This window comes from Acinetobacter sp. Q85-2 (assembly GCF_013420555.1).
GTDB lineage: Bacteria > Pseudomonadota > Gammaproteobacteria > Pseudomonadales > Moraxellaceae > Acinetobacter > Acinetobacter indicus.
The window spans coordinates 81,907-98,526 of sequence record NZ_VOXW01000003.1 but is presented as its reverse complement, the minus strand read 5'-3'; the positions used below and the strand labels follow the sequence as shown (position 1 = coordinate 98,526).

Below are 16,620 nucleotides of genomic sequence, written 5' to 3'. Positions count from 1 at the left end.
ACAAGCCAAACCACGTGCTCAGCAGGTAATTTTCTCCTTCTGATCGATGCCTTACCTGTTTGATGCAGAGATGTTTCAATCCAATTTAAGTCAATAAGTTCACAAAAATGGCTAAGTGATGGGAGAGCATGTTCAAGAGTGGATTCTAAATGTTCAGATAAAGACATAAAAAAATGAGCGTATTTACATACACTCATTTTTACTACATTTTTCTAATATTTGCTTAACTGACTGGCATTACCACATCAGTGAGGCTTTTTTGATTTACCAACTTTTGCCAATTAAGCGTAGGTAATCATCACGGTTTTAATGCGGTTACCTTCCAGCTCGGTGACTTCAAAGTGTACACCCTGATAGTCCAGATGCGTACCGACTTGTACATCACCCTGGGTTTTATCCAAGATTAAGCCGGCAACACTAATATAGCCTGCATCTTCTTCCACCAGATCCAGCATACCCAGTTCCAGCTCAAGCTGATAAACGTCCAGCATACCGGTCGCTTTCCAGGTGGTCTCGTTAACACGGATTAAATCTGGCTGTTCATCGGCATCCGGGAATTCACCGGCAATCGCTTCAAACACATCCAGCGGCGAAATCAGACCTTGCACATTACCAAACTCGTCACTCACCAGCACCAATGAACCTTTTGAAGTACGTAAAGTATTGATCGCATCAATGACTTTCATTTTTTCAAAAATGTAAATTGGACGATGACGTTTCACCAGCGCCTTAAAGGCTTCTTCATCATCCAGCACATCCAGTAGCTCTTTGGCACGAACAATACTGATAACTTTGTCGAGGCTACCACGACATACCGGGAATAAACTGTGCGGTACCGACAATACCTGCTCACGAATCTGTTCTGGTGTATCTTCAATGTTCACCCAGGAAATCTGGTTACGCGGCGTCATAATCGACGCAACCGAACGTTCTGCCAGCGTTAATACGCCGCCAATCATATAACGCTCTTCATGCGCAAAGGTTTCTTGTGCTTCACTTGAATGCATGTCCGTAGTTTCAATACGGCCGCCCATTAACTTCAGAATCGAATCTGCAGTACGGTGACGCAGCGGAATTTTCGCTTCATGTTTTGCCGCATTACGCTGCCCAAACTGGTTAAAGGCTTCAATGGCAATGGCTACACCAATACCTGAATAGATATAACCTTTCGGAATGTGGAAACCAAAACCTTCTGCAATCAGGCTGATACCAATCAACAGCAGGAAGCTTAAACACAAGATTACCACGGTTGGATGACGGTTAACAAAGGCTGTTAGCGGTTTAGACGCCATTAACATGACCGCCATTGCTACAATCATGGCGGCCATCATCACATAGATGTTGTCGACCATACCAATTGCGGTAATAACAGAGTCTAAAGAGAATACGGCATCCAGGATTACGATCTGGGCAACCACTGCGGTGAAGCTGGCATAAACCACATTGGTGGTCACTTTAACTTCCGGCTTGCCTTCCATCTTCTCGTGCAATTCGGTCACGGCCTTATAGACCAAGAACAAACCACCGAACAGGAGAATCAGATCCCGCCCTGAGAATGTTAAATCAAATATCGAAATAAGCGGTTGAGTCAAGGTGACTAACCAAGAGATTGCGAATAATAACCCCAAACGCATGAGCAAAGCCAAAGACAAGCCAATCACACGGGCTTTATCACGCTGCTCAGGAGGTAATTTTTCTGCCAGAATGGCAATAAAGACTAGGTTATCAATACCTAGAACAATTTCTAAAATAATAAGTGTTATTAAACCAACCCAAATTCCCGGATCTAATAAAAACTCCATTAGTTCATCTCTCCGATAGGGTTAGCGTGTAATTCGAAATGTAGACCTGGGCCCGGCGACGGATCCATAAATTTAACCTTTTCAACTGTAGATAAAAATATTATGCATAATCTTCTATTTTTGTAATCATTTTTTCGGAATTTTTTGGTAAATTCCTGTATTGGTTAAATTAAGCCAAGTTTTCTGCTTAAAAAAAGTACAAGTTTGTAATTAAATTTCAGGTTTTATTAAAACTTCCAAAAAGAGATAAATGACTGCAATCAGAGCAAAAATCGGGGCTAGATTTCACAACTTAAATATAAATATTTGATTTTTATTATTTTATTAAAAAATAAATTCCAAGATATTATTTTTCTATCTAAAAGACTCAAATTTCTAGTATTGAGATAAATGTAGCCCAGTTTTCAATTTGTTACTTTTACTTAAACGGTTTGAAAGTAAATCCTGAAGGAAGACATGCAAGTTCTCAACTCAAATGCTTTACTCTTAACAGCATCATGATCATTTTCATGCAAAAATAACGGATAAAAATATATGACAATGCAACAAATATACGTTTATCAAAGTGCTTCGCGAGAAAGGTGTAACGCCCTATCAGTCGCTATTTCAAGCAGAAAAAAACAGCCAATTAAGATCAAGTGAAATTGGTTGTTTTTTAGGAGACAAGACCTTGGGGTGTTTTGGGCAGAATGATTGCTGGATAAAACCTTCATCCTCATTACTCATCTAAACCACTTTAAAAATACGCATCTTTAAGATGAAATACTGAAGTTTACACAGAAGATTATGACCATTTATCAGGACTAAAATAGGGATGATCTCTCCCTAACTATCCCAGTCTAAGCCAGATGATCTCCCGATAAAAACGCTTTGCCTCAGCCTTTTATTGACGAATACGATTAAAACAACTTGCTAAGCATATGACATTTCAAATAAAATGTGATGGGATTTCACACAAATACAATTAAAAATGCAAGGAATAACTAAATGACCAAGAAATATTCCAAATTTCTGCCTTCTACTGAAGACTTCAATATTGAGCAGTTTCCTTATTACTGGGTAACCCAAGTCCATGCTCAATATGTGTTAAATGTCGATCATGCACTCAAGAAATATGGTCTGGATAACTCACGCCGCCGCATTCTGATTGCGCTAAAAGCCAAACCGAATGCCAGCGTTTCCGACCTGTCAGACATGGTGGTATCAAAGATGTCGACCACCACCAAAATTGTCTATCGCCTGAAAGAAGAAGGCCTGGTGGAGACCTACTCCTGTGAAGATGATGCGCGCATCACCCGGGTTATTCTGACCGATCAGGGCCATGCCATGACCGAAAAAATCAATGATCTGACCGGTGTAGTACTGGAACAGTCCTTTGAAGGTTTAACCCCGCTACAGATTGAAAAAATGATGGACAGTTTGCGTCATATTTTTAATAACTTATCGCGTTAATCATCCAGCATTCTACACACTGCTTATGACAAAGAATCGAAAAAGTTCAGTTGGGGACTAACTTTTTCGATTTTTATTTTTGGCACATGCGAGCATTCAAACTCTTCAACTGGAAAGCCTTCGACAAAACGCTGAATATCCGGCTGAGTTTAGCCAAGCCATTCCTGTAAACGTGCATGTGGAATCACAATCACCGAACGTTTGACATTGCCCGGCTCATGAAAGTCTTTCATCATTGGGTGGTCGATCGCGTCCATGGTAATCATAGTGCAGGAACGAATAATCTCATCCTGAATTTTGCAAATTTCATATAAAGCCGCAATATAAAACGCCTGCCCATCTTTACGGCGCACGCCCCAGCGCTGCGGTTTATTGTCAATATATTTGGATTCATAAAACTCCGTTACCGGAATGACCCCAAACTTGCGTTTCAGCACCGCTTCCTGAAAGCTGGGTTTCTGTAACAGGGTTTCATTACGGGCATTATAGGTTTTATGGGCAATGCTCTTATCTTCCGCCCACTTCGGCACCAAACCAAACATCACCTTACGCCATTCCAGCCCCTGTTCAGATTTGAACAGCAACGGTAAGTGATAACCCGGATAGACCTCATCTTCATATTCAAAAGGAATATCCGGGAGATTTAAATCCTGTCGCTGTTGTGGTGTAAGCGGTTTAAAGTTGGCACACATGGCAATATGGCTGCTCAGTTTAGACAGCTCTATTATACGCCTTCAGGCGGTTAAGTTGCGTCTATGCTTTAACTGGGTAGCGTTAACCAGTGGGTGCGACAAAACTCCTCCAACACCCATTGACCATTAAAACGTCCCAGACCTGAATTTTTCTCACCGCCAAAAGGTGCATTCGGATAATCGGCTACGGTAATGGCATTGATATGCGTCATCCCGACGTCAATCTTTAAAGCAAAAGCTTTGGCACGTTCAATATTGGCGCTACAGACCGCGCTCGATAAGCCAAAACGTGTGGCATTGGCCAGCATCAGTGCTTCGGCCTCATTTTGTGCTTTAATCACGGGCAGTACCGGCCCAAAACTTTCTTCTTGCGCCAGACTCGACGCCGGGTCAACATCAATAAAAATATGCGGTGGAATCACATGACCGCGCGTGGCACCTTGCAGTACCAGTGTCGCACCGGCCTCTTGCCCTTGCTGGATAATACGCTGAATCTTCTGCACCTGATCGCGGTTAATAATTGGGCCAATCACCGTAGCCTCATCATTTGGATCACCAAAAGGAATGCTTTTACTGCGTTCAACCAGTTTACCGACAAAACTGTCATACACTTTTGCATCGACAATAATGCGATTGGTACTCATACAAATCTGACCCTGATGCAAAAAGCGCCCCATCACCGCCAGTTCTACCGCCAAGTCCAGATCGGCATCATCCAGCACCACCAAAGGTGCGTTTCCGCCCAGCTCCAGCGCCAGCCGTTTTAAATTGGGACTGCTCACTGCTAGCTGACCCACGCGCTTGCCCACTTCGGTAGAACCGGTAAAGGAAATCAGTTTCGGCACTTCATGTTCAACAAAATAATCGCCGATTTCACTACCTGCACCTGCCAGCACACTAAGGCTGCCCATCGGAGCACCGGCTTCTTCAAACAGTTTCGCCAGTAGCAGGCCACCGGTAATTGGCGTATCACTGGCGGGTTTCAGTACCACAGTGTTGCCCAGCGCCAGTGCTGCAGCCACCGAACGCATACTTAAATGAAAAGGAAAATTCCATGGGCTAATTACCGCCACCACACCCAGCGGTTTACGTACCGCATAGCTTTGACGGGTCGGATCGGGAGATGGTAGTTCCTGAGTTAACATGCGCTCCGGGAAAGTCGAGCTTTCTTTTAAAATGCCTATTGCTGCATCGACTTCAATATTGGCTTTTAAACGGGTACTGCCCGATTCCTGAATCAGCCAGTCGATAATTTCCTCCCGACGCGCCTGAATAATCTCAATCACACGCAGCAGCAGGTTTTTTCGTGCTTCAGCTGAACTGTCTGCCCACCTTGCAGCATACTCCAAAGCCGCCGCATAGGCACTGTCGACATCGACAATACTGGCACCTTGTAATTTTAAAATGCTTTCTTGGGTATAAGGATTCAGATTGTCCAGGATTCGGGTTGAAGTGCCCTTGATCCATTCACCAGCAATAAACTGTTGATCAAGAAATTGATACGCGCCCATAACATCTTCCAGATTTTGATGATTTCCTTCACTCTAAAAGGTCTGCACAGAAAGTTCTAGTGCTATTCGGTGTGTAATTATTGCCATAAAAAAAGCCTTCCGAAGAAGGCTTTTTTTAGATCAGGCAAATTCAGGATTAGTCACCTGTATAGCCTTTTAATTTTAAACGTGCTGCGTGCAATAGCGGCTCGGTATAACCTGCTGGCTGCTCACCACCTTTAAAGATTAAGTCAGACGCAGCTTGGAATGCGATGTTGTTCTCAAAGTCGTTAGACATTGGCGTATATAATGGATCGTTAGCATTTTGCTCATCCACAATTTTAGCCATACGCTGCATTACTTCCTCAACTTGCTCACGTGTCACGATACCGTGACGTAACCAGTTGGCAACGTGTTGTGAAGAAATACGTAACGTTGCACGGTCTTCCATCAAGCCAACATCGTTGATGTCTGGAACTTTAGAACAACCTACACCTAAATCTACCCAACGTACAACGTAACCCAAGATACCTTGACAGTTGTTTTCAAGCTCTTTAGTTTTTTCTTCGTCAGACCAGTTAGTGTCTTTCGCCAATGGCGGAGTTAACAAGTCATCTAAAGATAAAGGCTCAGTTGCCAACAATTCTTGTTGACGGTCTGCTACGTTCACTTGGTGATAGTGGATAGCGTGAATCACAGCACCTGTAGGTGATGGAACCCATGCACAGCTTGCACCCGCTTCAGGATGTTCAGTTTTGGTTTTGTACATGTCTAAAAGCATGTCTGGTTTTGGCCACATGCCTTTACCAATTTGTGCTTTACCACGTAAACCTGCTTTCAAACCAATCATCACGTTACGGTTTTCATACGCTGGGAACCAAATTTGACCTTTTACTTCGCCTTTACGAACGAATGGACCTGCTTCCATGAAGGTATGGATTTCGTCACCTGTACGGTCCATGAAACCAGTGTTAATGAAGATAGTACGGTCTTTAGCTTGAGCAATACAGTTTTTCAAGTTTACAGAAGTACGACGTTCTTCATCCATGATACCGATTTTTAAAGTCTTCGCAGGCAAGCCAAGTACTTGTTCAGCACGTTCAAACAATTCAACTGCAAATGCAACTTCATCTGGACCATGCATTTTTGGCTTCACGATGTACATAGAACCTTGACGTGAGTTCTTGATCGTGTTTTCACCGCGAATGTCAGCAAAAGTCAATAATGGAGTGATCAATGCGTCCATGATCCCTTCATAGATTTCTTGACCATCAACCAAAATTGCAGGGTTAGTCATTAAGTGACCTACGTTACGTAGTAACATTAATGAACGACCATGAACTTTAGTTTCACCGCCTTCTAGGTTTTTGAAAGTACGGTCAGCGTTCAATGTACGAGTCATGGTTTTGCCATTTTTCTCGATTGACTCTGATAAAGTACCTTTCATTAGACCTAACCAGTTACGGTAGCCTTCAACTTTTTCTTCAGCATCTACAGCTGCAATTGAGTCTTCCAAGTCTTGGATTGTTGTTACTGCAGCTTCAAGAACTACGTCTTTAACACCAGCAGCATCAGTTTGGCCAATTGGGCTGTTGGCATCAATCTGGATGATGACATGCAGGCCGTTATTTTTCAGCACAACTTCAGTTGGTGCAGCCGCTTCGCCATTATAACCGACAAATTTAGCAGCATCTGCAACAGTCGTAGTTGAGCCATCTTTCAGGCTAACAACCAGTGCATTACCTTCAACCGCATATTTTGTTGCATCTGCGTGTGAACCTTGCGCCAACGGGAAAGTTTCATCCAGGAAGTTTTTCGCGAATGCGATAACTTTCTCACCACGTTTCGGGTTATAGCCTTTGCCTTTTTCTGCGCCATCTTCTTCAGAGATTACGTCAAAGCCGTATAGTGCGTCATATAGAGAACCCCAACGTGCATTGGCTGCGTTCAGGCAGTAACGCGCATTACGTACAGGGACAACTAACTGTGGGCCTGCCAGTAATGCAATTTCTTCATCTACATTTTCAGTCGTAATTTGAAAATCTTCTACTTCTGGTAATAAGTAGCCAATTTCAGACAAGAAGGCTTTGTAAGCTTCTAGTTCAAATGTGTTATTGCGATGCCATTCGTCAATCTTCGCTTGCAGATCATCACGTTTGGCAAGCAATGCCTTGTTCTTAGGCGTAAGGTCGACAACGACTTGCTCAAAGTTTTTCCAGTAGGTGTCACTGTCTAAACCAGAACCTGGTAATGCTTCATTTTCGATGAAATCGTAAAGTTCTTTAGCAATCGCTAACTTGCCTTTTTGAATACGTGCAGTCATTGTCTTTCCTGATATTGCTACTTTTTATACAAGAGATTCTAGTATACCGATTTATATTTGGCTGAATAGTATTATCACATTGCTAAATAGTGATCATTTTTTATTAAATAAATGTTGCTATTTAAAAATAAAATAATCTTAGGATGTGACATTATCATTAAGCGAAATATATAACCTACAGTGTATAAAGTTTTTGAAATGTCGAAATTAGACTTAAGTTCAGAATTGTAAAGAAAATTCGGCACTTCAGCCCTTCCGGGTTTTATTATTAGCCAAGATTAAGCCATGAATTGAACAAAATGTCGATAAAAGCAGCAAAGATTTTTTGCTACAAAAAAAGCGCCCGGTTGGACGCTTTTAAAATATGCTGAATTCAGTATTAAGACGCTTCAGTCGATGCACCTGCAGCTGAAATCTGACGATGCGCTGCATGTAAATAATCATCTGACTGCATTTCCAGCAAACGTGAACGCGTCCGTTCAATTTCAAAGGCCAGTTTTTCACCTTGGTAAAGTTCAATAATCGAATCTTCTGAGGTTAATAGCAGCTTTACACCACGATCATAAAACTCATCGACCAGATAAATAAAACGGCGTGTGCCATCAGCCAGATAATCGGTTAAATGCGGCACATTGCTGACCAGCACGGTATTGTACAGGTTGGCAATTTCAATATAGTCAGCTGGGCTACGCGGTTTCAGGCACATTTCCGAGAATTCACACCACAACACATCTTCAGTATGCGCCACCGTTTCAATTAAACGGTTGTTGATGGTAATGGGCTCATCCGAATGGGTTTGGGTATGAGTCAGCGCATCAAAACGCTGCGCCATCCAGACATTATGGTCATGCGTCAGCGGCGATTTAAACAGTTGCGCCTGTTTTAACACGCGTAAACGGTAATCCACTCCTGCATCGACATTTAAAATGGCACAGTTCTTTTTCACCATTTCAATGGTTGGAATAAAGCGGTCACGGTGAATACCATTTTTATACAAGCCATCTGGCGCGATGTTTGAGGTGGCCACCAAAGTAATACCGCGATTAAACAGCTTCTGGAACAGGTCGCTGAGAATCATGGCATCGGTCACGTTAGATACAAAGAATTCATCAAAACAGATGATCACCGCATCTTTATAAATCTGGTCAGCCACTGTATCGAGCGGGTTACGCTGCCCTGACAGTTTGTTCAGTTCACGATGCACATGCTGCATAAAGTGATGGAAGTGCATACGGATTTTGCGGCGAAACGGAATTGATTCATAGAACTGGTCCATCAGCCAGGTTTTACCGCGTCCAACCCCACCCCACATATACACACCGCGCGGAGATGTCTGACGACGAAAACGGCGAAAGGCCTTTTTCGAGGCTTTATAACGCTGAATTAACTCTTGCCACACCCGATCCAGCTCGTGTACCGCTTCGGCCTGTGCTTCATCTGGCATGAACTGCCCCGACGCCAACGCCTGTGCATAGCGTTCTGCCGGAGACAATGGAGTATATGCTGTGTTGTGGGATGAGTTGAAGTCAGACATATTATTCAGTACTTTTGGGGTTAATAAATGATAACGAAGATAACCGCCGCACAATATACCACTTTGGGTTTAAAATGCTTAGGCTATTTCCCATACTGGCGCGGACTTTGTCCAAACCAGCGTTTAAAGGCATGATTAAAGGCCGCAGGTTCTGAATAACCCAGTAACTCTGCAATCATTTCAATTGAATAAGCTTGATATTCAATTAATCTCAATGCCTTGTCTTTAATTAAATCTTCACGAATCTGTTTATAACTGGTGTTCAGCTGCTGTAACTGATGACGCAAGGTGCGCTCTGGAATCTGTAAGGCCTGCGCGGTTTCGGCCATGGTCGGCATCACGCCCTGCTGCAATTCCAGATAATCTTTGACTCGCTGCACCAAGGTCGGTGCCTGATCTTCCAGTTTTAAGCGCCGCAGCTCTTCAATACACTTTTCTTCAAAGGTCTTGAAGGTAATTGAATCAGCGGATGGAATTTTCACTTCCAGCACCGACTGCTCGAACCAGAACGCTGCATGGTCATGGCCAAAACACAAGTCATGACCATAATAGTCATGATAAGCCACCAGGGCCTGTGCCTGATCTGGACGTGCAAATGGCAGTTCAATACGGATTTGCGGCACATTCAGGCTCATCATCTTGTAAAGATCCTGAATAAACTTGAAAGTCCCGGAAATTTCACATTGCGCCCGCAGCATACCCAAATCGCTATCCAGATCATTCGGCAGATATTGCAGCGCCACCCGATCTGCTTCATGTTTCAGCTTTAGCTGCCCGGTCAGATGAGTCAGCCCCTGATACTGAATGCCTTTTTCAATCGCGGTCGCAATAGTGTCAGAGGTCACCAGTAACATCAGCAAGGGACCATAACCGGCCAGTGCATAATGCTGGCCAATAAAAATACCCTGCTCAGGTCGCACCCCGGCGCCAATAATCTTCAGAATATCCAGTTCCAGTCGCGGATGAATCACCGAACTGGCATCCAGTGCATCTGCATGCAGCCCGATACTTTGCAAACGCTCGTCCACATCAATTCCGGCATTTCGCATACCTTGAATTAAGTACATGAGACCGAGAATGGATCGTTTCATAGGGGCGCTTGAGTCACGTCTGTGTATCTGTTTTACTATATCATTCACTATTTTTAAATTGCCGAAAATATCAATTTTTTTGTCAGTGCTATCATGGCATCTGCACTGACCCGCTTATATGCTAATCATAGAAATAAAAAGAAAAGGATATACAACTATGCATGATGCATTGTCAAATCATGATTTTTCTACAAATCATGCCGTTCAAAAAACTAAAATTGCCATTATTGGTGCCGGTTTTGGTGGCTTGGCGATGGCCATTCGCCTGCTGCAGCAACAGATCACCGATTTTATTATTCTGGAAAAAGCCAATGAGGTTGGTGGCACCTGGCGGGAAAACCAGTATCCGGGTGCGGCCTGTGATGTGCAATCGCATATGTATTCCTTGTCATTTGCGCCCAAAACCGACTGGTCGAAACGCTATGCCGAAGCGCCAGAGATTTTTGCCTATATTCAGGGCCTGACCGATCAGTTCCAGCTCAGAGATTATTGCCAGTTTCAGACTGAAGTCCTGTCTGCGCATTATCAGGAACAGGATTGTGAATGGCATTTACAGCTCAATCAGCAGCGCAAGCTGATTGCCCAATATGTGGTATTTGCCTCCGGACCCTTGCATGTGCCGCAAATTCCACATATTCCGGGGATCGAAAAATTTAAAGGCAAGGTCTTTCATTCTTCGCAGTGGGATCATCAATACGACTTAAACGGTAAAAATGTCGCCTCAATTGGTACTGGCGGCAGTGCCATTCAATATATTCCGGAAATTGCCCCACAAACCAGACAGCTGTATGTGTTTCAGCGTACCGCCGCCTGGGTGATTCCACGCGATGAACGACTCTATAGCCAGCTTGAAAAAAAGCTGTTTAAAAAGTTTGACTGGTTTAGAAAACTGCACCGCGCCCGCCTGTACTGGTCCAATGAATCCCGCGTGGTGCCGATTGTAAAACCAGGGGTAATGAAATATACCCAGAAACTGGCCGAAGCCTTTTTAAAATATCAGGTCAAGGACAAACGCATCGCCGCCAAGCTGATTCCTGACTATATTATGGGTTGTAAACGTATTCTGGTCTCCAATAAATATTATCCGACCTTTAATCGCACCAATGTCGAACTGGTGACTGATGCCATTCAGGAGCTGACTGAACACAGCATCATCACCAAAGATGGCAAAGAACGCCCAATTGATTGTCTGATTTATGGCACCGGTTTTATTACCGATCCGCGCATTTATCTGAAATCGTTTGATTGTGTCGGTGAACATGGCGTGGAGCTGAAACAGGCCTGGAAAGATGGCGCCGAAAGTTATTATGGCATTTGCACCAAAGGCTTTCCCAACCTGTTCCAGCTGCTAGGCCCCAATACCGTGCTGGCGCATAATTCCGTAGTGTTTATGATTGAGGCACAGGTTGACTATATTTTGCAGATGATCAAGCTGGTCGAACGTACCCAGACCGATGCCATAGTCATTAAAGATCAGGTTCATGATGACTATAACCGTTATGTTCAGGAGATGCTGGCCGGGACCATCTGGCAATCCGGTTGTGTCAGCTGGTATCAGCAAGATGGCGGTAAAAACTTTGCCCTCTGGCCGACCTATACCTGGAAATACTGGTTAAAAACCCAGAAAGTGAATCCGGCTGATTATCGCTTACTGAATAAACGTGCAAAACAACAGCTGGCCAGCTAATTCAGGCATAATAAGCAGGAATTGATTTTAGGCGAGTATAGATGCAATCCTTTTGGCTTATTTTCCAGCTACTATTTTGTCTCTATCTCGGCTATGCCTTTGCAGCCCGGTTTCCCCGCTGGCTGCAACAGCTTATGCTGAAACTGTTACCTTATTTCAGCTATATTCTACTGATCGCCATTTCACTTGAATTTGCCCAGACTTTAAACCAAATCCCTCAACCGGAACGTATTTTAACCAGCGCAATGCTGATTTCATTTAGCACCAGTCTCGGCGCTTTCGCCTGCTGTTATGGCCTGTTTAAATGGGCCGGTTTTCAGCCCAGCCAAGGACGCGTATCCTTCAGTCTGGTACTACAATCCTTACTCAATATCAGTTATGCCTTCATTGCTTTAGCCGCTGGTTATCTGCTTTATCTGGGCAGTGAATATTGGCAGCTCAATTTACATATTAGTACCTGGCATTTATTACTGGTCTTTATGCTAATGATTGGTTTTGATCTTGCACGTGCGCCACTTGACCACTCCTGGTTAAACTGGAACATCCTGCTGGTGCCAGTGGGCTGTATTGTTGGCTCGATTTTAGGGGCGCTGTTCTGCTTATTCTGGCTATCACACATTTCCCTAAAAGATCTGATCATGCTGTCGCAAGGCTATGGCTTTTATTCCATGAGCGGGATTGTAATTAGCGAACTGCGTACAGCTGAACTGGGCAGTATTGCCCTGATGAATGATTTATTCCGCGAAATCTTTGCGATTGTGCTGATGTATCTGATTGGTTGGCGTTATCCGCGTGCGGCCATTTCTTCTGCCGGCGCTACAGCGATGGATGTGACCTTACCAATGGTGAAACAGGCCTGTGGCAATGACTTTATTCCTCATGCCATGGTCAGTGGTTTTGTGTTGTCAGTATTGGCACCTATCGTGGTCAGTATTCTGGCAGTGATTTAGATTTAACCTCTTCCAACCTCCCTTTACAAAGGGAGGAGTCCCCCTTTGGAAAAGGGGGGGTTTAGGGAGATTACAACGTCGCTAGAATATCTTTAAGCATTTGACGAGGATGTTCCGCCTTGGTAATTGGGCGACCAATCACCAGATGTGTTGAACCATCCATCATCGCCTGTTTAGGCGTGACGATACGCTTCTGGTCATCTGCAGCTGAACCTTCAGGGCGAATCCCCGGCGTTACCAGAGCAAATTCTTGACCCAAGCTTTCACGTAGCATCTTGGCTTCTTGCGCTGAACAAACTACGCCATCCAAACCGCTGTCTTTGGTTAAGGCGGCTAAACGCTTCACCTGTTCAAATGGCTCAATATCTAAACCGATATCACGTAAATCTTCACGGCCCATTGAGGTCAGAACAGTCACCGCAATAAGCTGGGTGTTGTAATTCCCTGCTTTTAAGCGCTCTACACAGGTTTCCATCATTTTTCGGCCGCCAGAGGCATGCACATTCACCATCCACACCCCTAAGTCTGCTGCCGCACATACAGCCTGAGCCGTGGTATTAGGAATATCATGGAATTTTAAATCCAGAAAAACTTCAAAGCCTTTATCTTGCAGTGCTTTGACCACTGCTGGCCCTTCATGGGTAAACAGCTCTTTACCGACCTTAACCCGACATAAGGCTGGGTCTAGCTGCTCGGCAATTGTCATTGCGTCGTAATGACTTTTTGCATCTAAAGCAACGATAATACTCATGAGAAGACCCTTAAAACTGACAAAATTAAAGCATTATACGAATTTCAAATCTGGCAACCAAGTGAATTTTATTGAATATAAGCAAAGCAGTTAAATTAAGCTGCTTATTTATAAAACCTTATAGATCAAACTAAGCATTTCAAAACATGACTGTATAAAAAAACGCTTAAGAGATCAGCTCTTAAGCGTTAAATATTTCAAGTTGCAGACCCTGAATAAAGCCATTCAACTTTATTCAAGCGCCCACTATAAAGGTGTAGATGAACGATCATTCGGATGAATATCTACCACTGTTTTTTCATGGCGTGTATTTGCAGCCGCCTCAGCCGCTGCCAACTGTGCCGTATGAATTTGCTCTTTGCGCAGATGGTCAATATCTTTACGCAGTCGCTTGATTTCCCAGCTGGTCTGGAATACTCGGAAAATCTGCACACCCAGTAAAAGTCCAACAACAACACCCAGTGCCAGGGTCAGTAATAACAATAACCCCAAACGCATGGCTGGAACTTGAGTGAACAAAAGGTCAACCGACAGCTCGGTCCCATTTTGTAAAACCAGAGCCAATGAATAGCCAAACAGTACAATCAATAATGCGACTAAGACGTAACGCATAAACACACCTCAGGATATAAATTAATTATTTCTCTGCAGATGCGTTCACTGCATCGCGCAATGCTTTACCTGGTTTGAAATGAGGTACCGCTTTTGCCGCCACTTTAACCGACTTGCCCGTTTTCGGGTTACGACCTACACGTGGCTCACGATGATGCAATGCAAAGCTACCAAATCCACGAATTTCAATTCGGTTATCTGCAGACAGTGATTCAATCATTTGATCAATCATAATCTTAACAGCTTCTTCAACTAAAGGTTCCGCTAAATGTGGATTTTTTAGGGAAATTCGCTCTATTAAGTCAGACTTATTAAGTGCTTCAGTAGTCATCTGCGACCTCTTTAATTATCAAGCTACTTTAACTTAAAACCGATAATAACCTGTTTAAATACAAAACGGTAGCGCAATAAGTTAATACTACGCTACCGTTTACAGTATTTGTGTAAAAAGTAAGAGTTAAATTACATTAATCATACTTTTCCACGGCTACTTAGTGGTTCATCTGAGCTTTGATCAGATCACCAATAGTCTTAGGACCATTGTCTTGAGAAGCTGTTGCTTGACGTAAGTTAGCTACTGCTTCTTTCTCTTCAGCTTCGTCTTTCGCTTTGATAGACAAGTTGATAGAGCGAGACTTACGGTCAACGTTGATGATTTTCGCTTCAACTTCTTGACCAACTTCTAAGAACTTAGTTGCATCTTCAACGCGATCACGGTTGATTTCAGATGCTTTCAGAGTTGCTTCAACTTCGTCAGCTAACTTAACAGTCGCGCCTTTCGCGTCAACTGCAGTTACAGTACCTTTAACCAGCGCACCGCGTTCGTTAGCAGCCAAGAAATCGTTGAATGGATCGCTGTTCAATTGCTTGATACCAAGGCTGATACGGTTGCCTTCAGCGTCTACAGACAGGATAACCGCTTCAACAGTGTCACCTTTCTTGTAACGACGAATCGCTTCTTCGCCTTGTTCGTTCCAAGAGATGTCAGACAAGTGAACTAGACCATCGATACCGCCTGGTAAACCAATGAAGATACCGAAGTCAGTGATTGACTTGATTGTACCTGAAACTTTTTCACCTTTGTCGTGGTTCTTAGCAAACTCTTCCCATGGGTTAGCACGAGTTTGTTTGATACCAAGAGAAATACGACGACGCTCTTCATCAACTTCAAGAACCATAACGTCAACTTCGTCACCGATCTGAACAACTTTAGATGGGTGGATGTTTTTGTTTGTGTGGTCCATTTCTGAAACGTGTACTAAGCCTTCAACGCCTTCAGCGATTTCAGCGAAGCAACCGTAGTCAGTTAAGTTAGTTACGCGAGCTTTAACGATAGAACCTTTAGGATAACGGCTCATGATCGCTAACCATGGATCTTCGCCTAATTGTTTCAGGCCTAAAGATACGCGGTTACGTTCTTTGTCAAACTTAAGTACTTTAACAGTAACTTCTTGACCAACTTCAACAACTTCTGATGGGTGCTTGATACGTTTCCAAGCCATGTCAGTGATGTGAAGAAGACCATCGATACCACCAAGGTCAACGAACGCGCCGTAATCAGTAAGGTTCTTGATCGTACCTGTAACTGTTTGACCTTCTTCAAGCTGAGCAAGAAGCGCTTCACGGTCAGCTGAAGATTCAGCTTCCATAACAGCACGACGAGAAACAACAACGTTGTTACGTTTAGCGTCAAGCTTGATAACTTTGAATTCTAACTCTTTACCTTCAAGGTGAGTGGTGTCACGGATAGGACGAGTGTCTACCAAAGAACCTGGTAAGAACGCACGAACTGGACCGATGTCAACAGTGAAACCGCCTTTAACTTTACCAGAGATAACACCAGTAACGATTTCGCCGTCTTCAAAGATTTTTTCAAGTTTAGTCCAAGTTTCAGCACGTTTCGCTTTTTCACGTGATAAAACTGTTTGACCCATACCGTTGTCGAGAGCTTCAACAACAACATCAACAGTATCACCAACTTGAACTTCAAGTTCACGTTGTTCATTTAAGAATTCAGCACGGTCAACAATACCTTCAGATTTAAGGCCAGTGTCAACTGTTACCCAATCAGAGTCGATGCTTACTACAACGCCTTGGATGACAGCACCCTTTTCAACGTTGAGGTTTAATTCGCTTTCTTCAAAGAGGGCTGCAAAAGATTCGGTCATGATATTTCCGATAAAGTCAGCGGTCTTGGATCAGACAAGGCCGGTTTAGTTAAGCGTTTACATAGTCC

General features: G+C 43.6%; 13 protein-coding genes and 1 pseudogene. 3 read left to right on the top strand and 11 right to left on the bottom strand.

What is annotated here, in order from left to right:
- Positions 1–167 (bottom strand): transposase domain-containing protein (locus FTT68_RS02585; protein ID WP_180175175.1); only part of this gene is annotated, 167 nt, incomplete at its 3' end.
- A 114-nt stretch (positions 168–281) separates the two neighbouring features.
- Positions 282–1,802, bottom strand: a complete 1,521-nt coding sequence (locus FTT68_RS02580) for a transporter associated domain-containing protein (RefSeq protein WP_104488977.1) — start codon at positions 1,800–1,802, stop codon at positions 282–284.
- A 987-nt stretch (positions 1,803–2,789) separates the two neighbouring features.
- Between FTT68_RS02580 and FTT68_RS02575 the strand changes: the two genes are divergently transcribed.
- A complete protein-coding gene (locus FTT68_RS02575; protein ID WP_005177561.1) occupies positions 2,790–3,254 on the top strand; it encodes a MarR family winged helix-turn-helix transcriptional regulator in 465 nt (154 codons plus the stop codon).
- Between the two features lie 23 nt (positions 3,255–3,277).
- On the opposite strand, the pseudogene FTT68_RS02570 reads toward FTT68_RS02575, so the two are convergent.
- The 5 genes and pseudogenes from FTT68_RS02570 to FTT68_RS02550 all read right to left on the bottom strand — a co-directional run bounded on the left by FTT68_RS02570 (position 3,278) and on the right by FTT68_RS02550 (position 10,384).
- Positions 3,278–3,946: pseudogene (locus FTT68_RS02570) on the bottom strand (SOS response-associated peptidase).
- Positions 3,947–4,014: 68 nt separating this feature from the next.
- Positions 4,015–5,457, bottom strand: coding sequence for an aldehyde dehydrogenase family protein (locus FTT68_RS02565; RefSeq protein ID WP_180175174.1), 1,443 nt, complete (start codon positions 5,455–5,457; stop codon positions 4,015–4,017).
- A 136-nt stretch (positions 5,458–5,593) separates the two neighbouring features.
- Positions 5,594–7,759, bottom strand: a complete 2,166-nt coding sequence (locus FTT68_RS02560) for a malate synthase G (RefSeq protein WP_180175173.1) — start codon at positions 7,757–7,759, stop codon at positions 5,594–5,596.
- 379 nt (positions 7,760–8,138) lie between these two features.
- On the bottom strand, positions 8,139–9,293 hold the full coding sequence (zapE, locus tag FTT68_RS02555; protein ID WP_005177549.1) for a cell division protein ZapE: 1,155 nt from the start codon (positions 9,291–9,293) through the stop codon (positions 8,139–8,141).
- An 83-nt stretch (positions 9,294–9,376) separates the two neighbouring features.
- Positions 9,377–10,384: an AraC family transcriptional regulator gene (locus FTT68_RS02550; RefSeq protein WP_180175172.1), complete on the bottom strand. Its 1,008-nt coding sequence runs from the start codon at positions 10,382–10,384 to the stop codon at positions 9,377–9,379.
- A 157-nt stretch (positions 10,385–10,541) separates the two neighbouring features.
- Here FTT68_RS02550 and FTT68_RS02545 point away from each other — a divergent pair, with 157 nt between their 5' ends.
- Both FTT68_RS02545 and FTT68_RS02540 read left to right on the top strand, forming a co-directional pair.
- Entirely contained in the window at positions 10,542–12,071 is a 1,530-nt protein-coding gene (locus FTT68_RS02545) for an NAD(P)/FAD-dependent oxidoreductase (protein ID WP_160241354.1), read from the top strand.
- A 41-nt stretch (positions 12,072–12,112) separates the two neighbouring features.
- Complete coding sequence (locus FTT68_RS02540) at positions 12,113–13,021, top strand: lysine exporter LysO family protein (protein ID WP_104488984.1); 909 nt, start codon at positions 12,113–12,115, stop codon at positions 13,019–13,021.
- 70 nt (positions 13,022–13,091) lie between these two features.
- Here FTT68_RS02540 and pyrF read toward each other — a convergent pair whose 3' ends face one another.
- The 4 genes from pyrF to rpsA all read right to left on the bottom strand — a co-directional run bounded on the left by pyrF (position 13,092) and on the right by rpsA (position 16,552).
- The gene (gene pyrF / locus FTT68_RS02535; protein ID WP_005177537.1) at positions 13,092–13,772 is read right to left on the bottom strand and encodes an orotidine-5'-phosphate decarboxylase; all 681 of its coding nucleotides are present in this window, start codon (positions 13,770–13,772) and stop codon (positions 13,092–13,094) included.
- A 246-nt stretch (positions 13,773–14,018) separates the two neighbouring features.
- Positions 14,019–14,384: a lipopolysaccharide assembly protein LapA domain-containing protein gene (locus tag FTT68_RS02530; protein ID WP_005177535.1), complete on the bottom strand. Its 366-nt coding sequence runs from the start codon at positions 14,382–14,384 to the stop codon at positions 14,019–14,021.
- Between the two features lie 25 nt (positions 14,385–14,409).
- Positions 14,410–14,715 (bottom strand): integration host factor subunit beta, encoded by a 306-nt coding sequence (locus tag FTT68_RS02525; protein ID WP_005177533.1) that lies wholly within the window; start codon positions 14,713–14,715, stop codon positions 14,410–14,412.
- A gap of 160 nt (positions 14,716–14,875) precedes the next feature.
- A complete protein-coding gene (gene rpsA / locus FTT68_RS02520) occupies positions 14,876–16,552 on the bottom strand; it encodes a 30S ribosomal protein S1 (RefSeq protein ID WP_005177527.1) in 1,677 nt (558 codons plus the stop codon).
- Positions 16,553–16,620 lie beyond the last annotated feature (68 nt).

What these genes read in the sequence shown, in the direction of transcription:
- FTT68_RS02580 (WP_104488977.1), bottom strand. Translation starts at nt 1,802, where the DNA reads ATGGAGTTTTTATTAGATCCGGGAATTTGGGTTGGTTTAATAACACTT.
- FTT68_RS02575 (WP_005177561.1), top strand. Translation starts at nt 2,790, where the DNA reads ATGACCAAGAAATATTCCAAATTTCTGCCTTCTACTGAAGACTTCAAT.
- FTT68_RS02565 (WP_180175174.1), bottom strand. Translation starts at nt 5,457, where the DNA reads ATGGGCGCGTATCAATTTCTTGATCAACAGTTTATTGCTGGTGAATGG.
- FTT68_RS02560 (WP_180175173.1), bottom strand. Translation starts at nt 7,759, where the DNA reads ATGACTGCACGTATTCAAAAAGGCAAGTTAGCGATTGCTAAAGAACTT.
- zapE (WP_005177549.1), bottom strand. Translation starts at nt 9,293, where the DNA reads ATGTCTGACTTCAACTCATCCCACAACACAGCATATACTCCATTGTCT.
- FTT68_RS02550 (WP_180175172.1), bottom strand. Translation starts at nt 10,384, where the DNA reads ATGAAACGATCCATTCTCGGTCTCATGTACTTAATTCAAGGTATGCGA.
- FTT68_RS02545 (WP_160241354.1), top strand. Translation starts at nt 10,542, where the DNA reads ATGCATGATGCATTGTCAAATCATGATTTTTCTACAAATCATGCCGTT.
- FTT68_RS02540 (WP_104488984.1), top strand. Translation starts at nt 12,113, where the DNA reads ATGCAATCCTTTTGGCTTATTTTCCAGCTACTATTTTGTCTCTATCTC.
- pyrF (WP_005177537.1), bottom strand. Translation starts at nt 13,772, where the DNA reads ATGAGTATTATCGTTGCTTTAGATGCAAAAAGTCATTACGACGCAATG.
- FTT68_RS02530 (WP_005177535.1), bottom strand. Translation starts at nt 14,384, where the DNA reads ATGCGTTACGTCTTAGTCGCATTATTGATTGTACTGTTTGGCTATTCA.
- FTT68_RS02525 (WP_005177533.1), bottom strand. Translation starts at nt 14,715, where the DNA reads ATGACTACTGAAGCACTTAATAAGTCTGACTTAATAGAGCGAATTTCC.
- rpsA (WP_005177527.1), bottom strand. Translation starts at nt 16,552, where the DNA reads ATGACCGAATCTTTTGCAGCCCTCTTTGAAGAAAGCGAATTAAACCTC.